At 51.0% G+C, this 9,499-nt stretch carries 10 protein-coding genes and 1 tRNA gene; 7 read left to right on the forward strand and 4 right to left on the reverse strand.

Annotated elements, in window-relative coordinates:
- Positions 1-63: 63 nt before the first annotated feature.
- On the reverse strand, positions 64-303 hold the full coding sequence (locus Q7O77_RS10435; RefSeq protein WP_304166695.1) for a DUF1289 domain-containing protein: 240 nt from the start codon (positions 301-303) through the stop codon (positions 64-66).
- A 314-nt stretch (positions 304-617) separates the two neighbouring features.
- Between Q7O77_RS10435 and gloA the strand changes: the two genes are divergently transcribed.
- Positions 618-1,025 carry a lactoylglutathione lyase gene (gloA, locus tag Q7O77_RS10440; RefSeq protein WP_085684364.1) on the forward strand — a complete coding sequence of 136 codons (408 nt, stop codon included), beginning with the start codon at positions 618-620 and terminating at the stop codon, positions 1,023-1,025.
- Positions 1,026-1,134: 109 nt separating this feature from the next.
- Positions 1,135-1,809 carry a ribonuclease T gene (rnt, locus tag Q7O77_RS10445; RefSeq protein WP_304166700.1) on the forward strand — a complete coding sequence of 225 codons (675 nt, stop codon included), beginning with the start codon at positions 1,135-1,137 and terminating at the stop codon, positions 1,807-1,809.
- A gap of 88 nt (positions 1,810-1,897) precedes the next feature.
- Here rnt and Q7O77_RS10450 read toward each other — a convergent pair whose 3' ends face one another.
- Positions 1,898-2,248, reverse strand: coding sequence for a Grx4 family monothiol glutaredoxin (locus Q7O77_RS10450; protein WP_026740290.1), 351 nt, complete (start codon positions 2,246-2,248; stop codon positions 1,898-1,900).
- Positions 2,249-2,586: 338 nt separating this feature from the next.
- Here Q7O77_RS10450 and Q7O77_RS10455 point away from each other — a divergent pair, with 338 nt between their 5' ends.
- The gene (locus Q7O77_RS10455) at positions 2,587-3,513 is read left to right on the forward strand and encodes a C40 family peptidase (RefSeq protein ID WP_304166716.1); all 927 of its coding nucleotides are present in this window, start codon (positions 2,587-2,589) and stop codon (positions 3,511-3,513) included.
- Positions 3,514-3,629: 116 nt separating this feature from the next.
- On the opposite strand, the gene Q7O77_RS10460 is transcribed toward Q7O77_RS10455, so the two are convergent.
- On the reverse strand, positions 3,630-3,722 hold the full coding sequence (locus Q7O77_RS10460; RefSeq protein WP_304166705.1) for a YnhF family membrane protein: 93 nt from the start codon (positions 3,720-3,722) through the stop codon (positions 3,630-3,632).
- Between the two features lie 376 nt (positions 3,723-4,098).
- Here Q7O77_RS10460 and purR point away from each other — a divergent pair, with 376 nt between their 5' ends.
- Positions 4,099-5,124: an HTH-type transcriptional repressor PurR gene (purR, locus tag Q7O77_RS10465; protein WP_304166707.1), complete on the forward strand. Its 1,026-nt coding sequence runs from the start codon at positions 4,099-4,101 to the stop codon at positions 5,122-5,124.
- A gap of 348 nt (positions 5,125-5,472) precedes the next feature.
- Positions 5,473-6,624 (forward strand): cyclopropane fatty acyl phospholipid synthase, encoded by a 1,152-nt coding sequence (gene cfa / locus Q7O77_RS10470; RefSeq protein WP_304166709.1) that lies wholly within the window; start codon positions 5,473-5,475, stop codon positions 6,622-6,624.
- 50 nt (positions 6,625-6,674) lie between these two features.
- On the opposite strand, the gene Q7O77_RS10475 is transcribed toward cfa, so the two are convergent.
- Positions 6,675-7,322 carry a riboflavin synthase subunit alpha gene (locus tag Q7O77_RS10475; RefSeq protein WP_304166711.1) on the reverse strand — a complete coding sequence of 216 codons (648 nt, stop codon included), beginning with the start codon at positions 7,320-7,322 and terminating at the stop codon, positions 6,675-6,677.
- A gap of 264 nt (positions 7,323-7,586) precedes the next feature.
- Between Q7O77_RS10475 and Q7O77_RS10480 the strand changes: the two genes are divergently transcribed.
- On the forward strand, positions 7,587-8,960 hold the full coding sequence (locus tag Q7O77_RS10480) for an MATE family efflux transporter (protein ID WP_304166713.1): 1,374 nt from the start codon (positions 7,587-7,589) through the stop codon (positions 8,958-8,960).
- 153 nt (positions 8,961-9,113) lie between these two features.
- Positions 9,114-9,190, forward strand: a tRNA-Val gene (locus tag Q7O77_RS10485).
- The last annotated feature ends 309 nt before the right edge of the window (positions 9,191-9,499 follow it).

Raw genomic sequence — 9,499 nt, forward strand, 5'->3', positions numbered from 1 at the left:
AAATAATAATTAATTAAAAATGATCTTACACTTAATTTTTGGCATTAAACATCACAACAAACATTAAAACAAGGGCGGTTGTTCCGGCTCTGTAGATGATAATGGTTGTCCTACTCTCTCGTACCGCTTCATTCTTTGTCGGCATAGCCTCAAAACATTCTGTTTTTCAGCATCGCTCATCTGCATCCAGTTAAAACGTTCAGTCCGACTACGGAAACATCCGCGGCAAAAACCACGTTCATTCACTTGGCAGATACCACGACAGGGATTGGGTACAGGAAAAAGTTCGAGCTGCTCAGCCACGGGACCTCCTCATCGGATCCCTTTATTGAACCGTTGTTCGCAATGGCAGGCAAGCATTCGTTGCCGATATCCGGAAAATAGTTCAGACAATTGACTAACCGCAACCCAATTCTTAGCAGACCATAACAGGTCCGATAGTCTTCTGTCGATGAAAACCCTAAAATCACAAACGCACGTATCCGTTCATTAAACAGAGTGTTAACACATTGAAAAATAATGATTTGGACTGAAAGTTTTATGAACGCTATACTTTGCAGACTATATTCCGTGGTCCACGGTGATGGTGACTGACAAAAGCCGAATGAGAGGAAATTATGCGTTTACTTCATACCATGCTGCGTGTTGGCGACTTACAACGTTCCATTAACTTTTATACCCAGGTATTGGGCATGCGCCTGTTACGCACGAGCGAAAATACGGAATACCGCTATTCATTGGCTTTTGTAGGGTATACGGAAGAGAGCGAAGGCGCTGTGATTGAGTTAACGTATAACTGGGGCGTCGAGAGCTACGATTTGGGCTCAGCCTATGGGCACATCGCACTAGGCGTGGATGACGTGGCCGCCACCTGTGACCGCATTCGCCAGGACGGTGGAAAGGTGACTCGTGAAGCAGGCCCGGTTAAAGGCGGAACGACCATTATCGCCTTCGTTGAAGATCCTGATGGTTATAAAATCGAGCTGATTGAAAACAAACATGCCGGCCAGGGCTTGGGCAACTAACCTATCCCACTGACGGGCGCGCCACAGCGTCCGTCGCCTCCGCATTACTGCATCCCCTTCAAAAATTTGCCATAATACGCACTGCATTTTTGCTAAAGAAAAGAGACTGATGGCTGAGAAAATTAATCTGAACGCACTGAGCGCCCGTTTTCGCGGGTTTTATCCTGTCGTCATCGACGTGGAAACCGCTGGATTCAATGCTAAAACGGATGCGCTGCTTGAGATTGCAGCCATCACGCTGAAAATGGATGATAACGGCTGGTTGCAGCAGGACCAGACATTACATTTCCATGTAGATCCTTTCGAAGGCGCCAACCTGCAGCCCGAAGCGCTGGCCTTCAACGGCATCGATCCCAGTAATCCGCTACGCGGCGCCGTCAAAGAATACGATGCGCTGCACGAAATTTTCAAAATGGTGCGGAAAGGGATTAAAGATCAAGGCTGTAATCGCGCTATTGTGGTTGCCCACAACGCCACTTTCGATCACAGCTTTCTTATGGCTGCCGCCGAGCGTTGCAGCCTCAAGCGTAACCCTTTCCACCCCTTCGCCACTTTTGATACTGCCGCCTTAAGCGGACTGGTTGTTGGCCAAACCGTGTTGGCTAAAGCCTGCATCACCGCCGGAATTCCATTCGACTCTTCACAGGCGCATTCCGCATTGTATGACACCCAACGCACCACGCTGCTGTTCTGTGAACTGGTTAATCGTTGGAAAAAAATGGGCGGATGGCCGTTACCGCTCGGTGAGTCTGAAGAAGACAATACCGCCGTGGCGCAGCGTTAGACATCAGTTAGATACAATAAGGGCGGCCTAAGCCGCCCTATTCAGTGCCGGACGCGAGGTCAATCCTGCCGCCGTCCTAACCTCTGACTTACTCTTGATCCTGCTGCTGAGCGTTGTACTTTTCAGCAGTTTCCTTGATCAGCTTCGGCAGCTCACCGCTCTGATACATTTCGATCACGATATCGCAGCCACCGACTAACTCACCATCGACCCAAAGCTGCGGGAACGTTGGCCAGTTGGCATATTTAGGCAGTTCCGCACGGATATCCGGGTTCTGCAGGATATCGACATAAGCAAAACGCTCGCCGCATGCCGACAACGCTTGAACCGCCTGAGCAGAAAAACCACAGCTCGGCAGTTTTGGGGAACCTTTCATATACAGCAGAATCGGGTTTTCAGCGATTTGACGCTGGATTTTCTCAATTGTCGTTGTCGTCATTCTATTGCTTCCTTAAAGCACGTGATGGCTAATGATAAGCCACTAGCCATAGCATCAGTAAAGGGCATACGCTCACCCCAACTACTCTGACATATTTTAACGATAGCGATAACCACAAAAAACGCCATCTTTTGTAAGGTTATCGCCGGATGGCTTTTAGAAACGTTAAACGGTTAAATCATCAACAAAAATAAGCATTAATACCGAGAAAAAAATACGTATTAACGATTTTTCACTATTCTGTACTCATTAACTGCTTATTCGCGCTTTGTAATCATGCTGATTTGAGGAATACTGTGGAAATCGGACGTTCAAGAACAACCATCGGTCAGACTATAATGCGTTTACTTGCGACTTTTTTCGTATTGGTTTTTAGCAGCTTGGTTTTCAGCCAGGCCATGTCGGCTCCCCACGATCCGGCGATAACTTCCCGTAAATCCACTATCGATCCCTCAGATGTCGCCGATACGAAGAAAAATAAAGAAACCAAAAACGCTAAAAAATCGAATTCCGCCACACAAGACAAGAAAAAAAACCGCAATAAACCACTCAAAACCAAAACTACCGCTGACGCCGATAATGACAAAAAGAACAAACACAGCTCAAAACAGACGCCCGCAACTACGCATTCATCCTTAAAGAAAGACGCACCCTCCCATCAGTCAGCATCACCCAAGATCGCCAAGCGGTTATCACGAGGTCAATCCACTTTAACGCTGACAAAGAAAGCGCCTAAACGGGGTCGACATGCCCGGAATGATGAGGAAAGAACCACAACCGCACATGTTATCCCCAACAAAAAAAATGACGTTGTCGATACGGGTGGCCTGGCGCTCAGTTCGGCGCACAAACAGCGCTCGCAGCGCGCCAAAGTTACCGCTATCAACAAATTGATGAGCCAGATAGGCAAACCCTACCACTGGGGAGGCTCTTCGCCCTATACCGGTTTCGACTGCAGCGGGCTGGTGTATTACGCATATAAAGACATCGTTAAGATCCCCATACCGCGCACTGCCAATGAAATGTTCCATCTGCGAGATGCTGCGCCTATCAAGAAAAACGAATTGGAAAGCGGCGACCTGGTCTTCTTCCGTATCAACCATCGAGGTACAGCGGATCATGTAGGCGTTTATGTCGGGAACGGGAAATTCATTCAGTCTCCGCGCGCGGGTTCGGATATTAAAATCAGCAAGCTCAGCGAAGACTATTGGCAGGAACATTACATCGGCGCGCGTCGGGTCGTCATGCCTCAGACGGTGAGATAATCTGCGGCAATCATTCAAATCTAAGCAAGCCGAAATAGAAAAAGGGACCGAAGTCCCTTTTTTGTCACGTACTCACGCGCGAGATATCCGGTGAGCATCATTATCAGCAGGATAGTTTATCCGCCAAATACCGCGGTAAAGCTGAAGGCAACAATCACCGCCAATGCCGCTACCGTCGTCAACAGCGACATTTTCAAATTCGTATCCATCACTCTCTCCTTAATTGTCAGCACAACACACAAGGTCGCAATGCCGGTTCAGTATAGGGGAACTCACGGCTATCAGCACTCAAATGATGAATATAATGTTATGGGGAAGTGACCTTTCTGTTCTATTCCAGCAATACGGTGCGTTAATCGTTACAGGATAAGAATAAACACTTTCACTTTCAGGCCAGATCGGACAGAATTGCCGGTTTACTGCTGTACGAACTCCGTTGGTCGAGCATCATTTCCTATCTTCAGGTATATCCGTCGACACCCCTCCTTCTGAATGACACTTATCTTCAGAAAGAGAAGAATTCGCGCAGGCAAACGATTAACAAGTTACTTACTGCTGCTGGAAGTAGGTTTAGGAGTCATTTAGATGGCAACGATTAAAGATGTGGCAAAACGTGCTGGCGTTTCAACCACAACCGTATCCCACGTCATTAATAAGACCAGATTCGTCGCCGAAGAGACCAAAGCCGCCGTTCGCGCCGCCATTGACGAACTGCATTATTCTCCGAGCGCGGTCGCGCGCAGCCTGAAAGTCAATAACACCAAGTCTATCGGCCTGCTGGCTACGTCCAGCGAAGCGCCCTATTTCGCGGAAATTATCGAATCAGTCGAAAACAGCTGCTATGCCAAAGGCTACACGCTGATTCTATGCAATTCCCATAATGATTTGGACAAACAACGAGCCTATCTCGCTATGCTGGCGCAAAAGCGCGTGGATGGGCTGCTGGTGATGTGTGCGGAGTACCCGCCTGAGCTTCTGTCAATGCTGGAAGGCTATCGTCATATCCCAATGGTGGTGATGGACTGGGGCCAGGCACACAGCGACTTCACCGATACTGTTATCGATAACGCTTTCGAAGGCGGATACCTCGCCGCGCAATACCTTATCGAGCGCGGCCACCGGGACATCGGGGCCATTCCGGGGTTGCAGGAGCGCAATACCGGCAGCGGCCGCTATCTCGGTTTCAGAAAAGCACTCGAAGAAGCGGGTATTGATCTGCGTGAAGAGTGGATCGTACAGGGCGACTTCGAGCCGGAATCCGGCTACCAGGCCATGCATCAGATTTTAGCGCAGAAAAATCGGCCCACGGCCGTGTTCTGTGGCGGCGATATCATGGCGATGGGCGCGCTCTGCGCCGCGGATGAACTGGGGCTGCGCGTGCCGCAGGATATTTCCATCATCGGCTACGACAATGTTCGCCACTCCCGCTACTTTACTCCGGCACTGACCACCATTCACCAGCCCAAAGAACGGTTGGGACAATCCGCGTTTGCCATGCTGCTCGACAGAATTACCAGCAAGCGTGAAACGTCTCAGGTGATTGAGGTACACCCGCGTTTAATTGAGCGTCGGTCCGTGGCTGACGGCCCATTCCGTGATTATCGTCGTTAGTTATCACATCTATTTCGCATGAAATAATTACCCTCGCCTTTTCCCCTGCTTCAGCCATTTAAAGCTTGTACCCTGGTTGAAGCAGTCATAAACTTGTCATTGTCTTCTAAGACAATAACCTACGAACAAGACATACTGAGCAGTTTACTATCCTGCCGATATAACATGTTGCCTACTCAGGCTTTTGTGGCACGGATAGATGCCTTTCGTACCGGCTTTTCTCTTAATTTCCCCCAGTCCCTTTTTCGGGGGATAGACGATGGATCACGTCCACCGACACCTTCTACAGGTAAATATTGTCTAAGCTGTTTCTTGCGGTAACCGCTAACAGCAAGATAGGGAGAGGTTATGAGTTCATCTTATGTGGAGGAACTGGGCACCCATAACACGTCCTGGTTCCAGATTGTAAAAGAAATGTTGTCATCGGCGGATATCGCTATTAACGGCTCTCGCCCGTTCGATATTCAGGTGAAAAACCCTGACCTCTACAAACGCGTGTTGCGAGAAGGCTCTCTCGGTCTCGGAGAGAGTTACATGGACGGTTGGTGGGAATGTGAAAGACTCGATATTTTCTTTCACCGCGTACTCCGGGCCGGGCTTGATAATAAGCTCCCGAAACATGTCAGTGATATCGCCCGCGTTCTTATCGCCCGCCTCACCAATCTACAGTCCAAAAAACGAGCTTGGATCGTCGGAAAAGAGCATTACGATCTCGGCAATGACCTTTTCTCACTCATGCTTGACCCTTACATGCAGTACTCCTGCGGCTACTGGAAGGAAGCCGAGACGCTGGAGCAATCGCAGGAAAACAAGCTGCGCATGATATGCGAAAAATTGCAGTTGCAGCGTGGCATGACGCTACTGGATATCGGCTGTGGCTGGGGGGGATTGTCCGAATATGCCGCCAGGCACTACGGCGTTTCCGTGACGGGAGTCACCATCTCGCGTGAACAGCAGCGACTGGCGCAAGAGCGATGTCGGGATCTGGACGTCACTATCCTGTTGGAAGATTACCGCGATTTAGATCGTCAGTTTGACCGCATCGTCTCCGTCGGCATGTTCGAACACGTCGGCCCTAAAAATTACGACACCTATTTCCGGGTCGTCCGCAAAAATCTCAAACCCAAGGGCCTGTTCCTGCTGCATACCATCGGCGCGAACAAAACCGACCTGTCCGTTGACCCGTGGATTGACCGCTATATTTTCCCGAATGGTTGTCTGCCGTCCGTGCAGCATATTGCGCACGCCAGCGAGCCTTACATGGTGATGGAAGACTGGCACAACTTCGGCGCCGACTATGACCGCACGCTGATGGCGTGGCATGAACGCTTCCAGCGGCATTGGCCGGAGCTGGCCAGCGCCTATTCCGGACGTTTCCAGCGCATGTTCAGCTATTACCTGAACGCCTGTGCGGGCGCCTTCCGGGCGCGGAATATCCAGTTATGGCAGGTGTTGTTCAGCACAAATGGCGTGGAAGGCGGAATTCGCGCACCGCGTTGAGCACTCAGGTTGGCGGAGCTTTTATACCTTCCGCCAACCCACCATCCCGGTCAGACCTGAGAAGGCGTAGGCACCACGGAAAGAGAAAGGTTCTGATTCGCCAGGACGCGTTCAACGGTGTCGACAATCGCCTGAGTCTGCGGATCGATTTCAATGTTGATGTGGTCGCCCAGTCGTTTTTTGCCCAGCGTCGTGCGTTGTAGCGTTTCGGGGATCAGATGCACGCAGAAGCGGCTTTTCGTCACTTCGCCGACCGTCAGGCTGATCCCGTCGATGCCGACAAACCCCTTGTGCAGAATATACTTCATCAGCGTTTCGTCCGCCGGACGGAACCAGATCTGATGATTGTTTTCCGAGGTGAGGATCTTCACAATCTCCGCCGTACACATAATATGGCCGGACATCACATGCCCCCCCACATCATCCCCAAATTTAGCGGCGCGCTCGACGTTAACCCAAGAGCCTACCTGCAAATCAGCCAGGTTAGTCAAACGCAGCGTCTCTTTCATGATGTCGAAGCTGACCAGATCGCCGTCAATTTTCGTGACAGTCAGACAGCAGCCGTTATTGGCGATGGACGCGCCGATCTGCAATCCGGGCAGCAGCTCATGCGGCAGCTGCAGGACATGAGTACGGAAGTTGCTTTTTTCATCAATAGACACCACCGGCGCAGTGCCCTGAACGATACCGGTAAACATTAATTCTGCCTCTTTACAAATCCAATTCGATTAGAGAATGTCGCAGGCTTCATACCCGCGACATAAGCGCTAACGTCAGTTTGCACGATATGGTGTGATATGGGTAGTTTGACAGACAGTTTTAACTGCTAGGTTTAGCCGGTATATATAGACAAGTTATTGGTAAAATGTTGTCAGAACATTACAATACCCCACTTTTTTCAAATAAATAGGATGATGGCGTCATCTCGAGTGACGAACTGTCGATCTACAAAAGGTGTTCGCGTGCAAAAGTACTTATCGGAAGCGCGTCAGCTGTTAACGCTAGCGATTCCCGTCATCATTGCGCAGGTGTCTCAAACATCCATGGGTGTCGTCGATACCATTATGGCTGGTTCGTATAGTGCGACCGACATGGCTGCGGTGGCGGTCGGCACCTCGATCTGGCTGCCTGTCATTCTGTTCGGTCACGGCCTGCTGATGGCGTTGACTCCGGTGGTGGCCCAGCTCAACGGCTCAGGTCGGCGTGAACGCATTGCGCATCAACGGCAGCAGGCCTTTCTGCTGGCCGCCATGGTTTCCGTCGTCACCATGCTCGTACTCTACCAGGGCGACAAAGTCATTCATTTGATGCACAACGAGTCGCCGGAGCTGGCGGACAAGGCGGTGGGCTATCTACGCGCGCTGCTTTGGGGCGTACCGGGCTATCTGTTTTTCCAGGTGCTGCGCAGCCAGTGTGAAGGGCTATCCAAAACCAAACCGGGGATGATCGTCGGTTTCATCGGCCTGCTGGTCAACATCCCGATCAACTACGTGTTTATTCACGGTAAGCTTGGCATGCCCGAATTGGGTGGGGTCGGCTGCGGCGTCGCCACCGCCTCGGTGTACTGGATCATGCTGTTTTTGCTGGCGGGCTACATGCGCCGGGCCCGTTGGATACAGGATATCAGCAGCCATGCCACACCCTTGCGCCCCGACTGGCCCGTCATCAAACGGCTATTCAATCTTGGACTGCCAATCGCCCTGGCGATCTTGTTCGAAGTCAGCCTGTTCGCGGTTGTCGCCCTGCTGGTGCTGCCGCTCGGCGTCATCGATGTCGCAGGTCACCAGATCGCGCTTAACTTTAGCTCGCTGATGTTTGTTCTGCCGATGTCGCTCGGCGTCGCCGCCACGATTCGGGTCGGACACCGGCTTGGGGAAGGCTCGGTGCCTAATGCCCGCATTGCCGCCCGCACCAGCATTTTTTGCGGCGTTGCGCTGGCGCTCTGCACGGCGATATTCACCGTCGTACTACGTGAACCGATCGCCCTGCTTTACAACGACAATCCGCAGGTCGTTGCAATGGCCTCGCATTTGATGCTGCTTGCCGCTATCTATCAGGTGTCGGATGCCATTCAGGTCATTGGCAGCGGCGTTTTGCGCGGCTACAAAGACACCCGCTCGATTTTCTTTATCACCTTCACCGCCTACTGGGTGCTCGGTCTACCCTTCGGATACATGCTGGCGCTGACGGATCTATTGGTCGCGCCGATGGGTCCGGCAGGATTCTGGTGCGGATTCATCATTGGCCTGACCGCTTCCGCCATCATGATGGGCTTGCGTATTCGTTGGGTACAGAACCAGCCTGCGTCGGTCACGCTGGCGCGTTCGGAGCATTAACCCACTGAAATGATGAAAAAAACGGCGAACTGGATATAAGCTCGTCAATCGAACCGGCAAGGCGGTAATTTGGTTTATTTGCCCCTTGCCAGCCGCCGTTCAGGTCGTTAATATCCGTCCCCGTTGTCACCCAGACAGCAGCATTTCAGGAATGCGTTCTTAGCTCAGTTGGTTAGAGCACCACCTTGACATGGTGGGGGTCGATGGTTCGAGTCCATTAGAACGCACCATTCCTGCTTCTCACTTTCGCTGATTCTTCTTTCATCATTCGTTCTTCTAAGTGCTAAAAATCACCTGGCTAACGGTTGCCTTCAGCCAAAAAACGCTCGTTCTTCAATAGGTTCAGCGTCCAAGCCCTATTAACCCCGCTTAAACTACCCCCTTACGTTAAAACAACACTAACCCCTTATTATCAAAAGCTATTTTTCACTTCTCTGACTCATTTTCCTCTCCCGTCGCATCACCGGTTTTTTTCTCGCGGACCCGCACGGAAAGCCATGGTCTTTGTTTCATTTTTCTGTCTCTTATACACATCTGAC

Origin of the sequence: Lonsdalea britannica, assembly GCF_946477055.1 — a bacterium.
Lineage (GTDB): Bacteria > Pseudomonadota > Gammaproteobacteria > Enterobacterales > Enterobacteriaceae > Lonsdalea > Lonsdalea britannica_A.

Coding starts and splice junctions, on each gene's coding strand:
- gloA (WP_085684364.1), top strand. CDS start 618: ATGCGTTTACTTCATACCATGCTGCGTGTTGGCGACTTACAACGTTCC.
- cfa (WP_304166709.1), top strand. CDS start 5,473: ATGAGTTCATCTTATGTGGAGGAACTGGGCACCCATAACACGTCCTGG.
- Q7O77_RS10450 (WP_026740290.1), bottom strand. CDS start 2,248: ATGACGACAACGACAATTGAGAAAATCCAGCGTCAAATCGCTGAAAAC.
- rnt (WP_304166700.1), top strand. CDS start 1,135: ATGGCTGAGAAAATTAATCTGAACGCACTGAGCGCCCGTTTTCGCGGG.
- Q7O77_RS10455 (WP_304166716.1), top strand. CDS start 2,587: ATGCGTTTACTTGCGACTTTTTTCGTATTGGTTTTTAGCAGCTTGGTT.
- Q7O77_RS10460 (WP_304166705.1), bottom strand. CDS start 3,722: ATGGATACGAATTTGAAAATGTCGCTGTTGACGACGGTAGCGGCATTG.
- purR (WP_304166707.1), top strand. CDS start 4,099: ATGGCAACGATTAAAGATGTGGCAAAACGTGCTGGCGTTTCAACCACA.
- Q7O77_RS10475 (WP_304166711.1), bottom strand. CDS start 7,322: ATGTTTACCGGTATCGTTCAGGGCACTGCGCCGGTGGTGTCTATTGAT.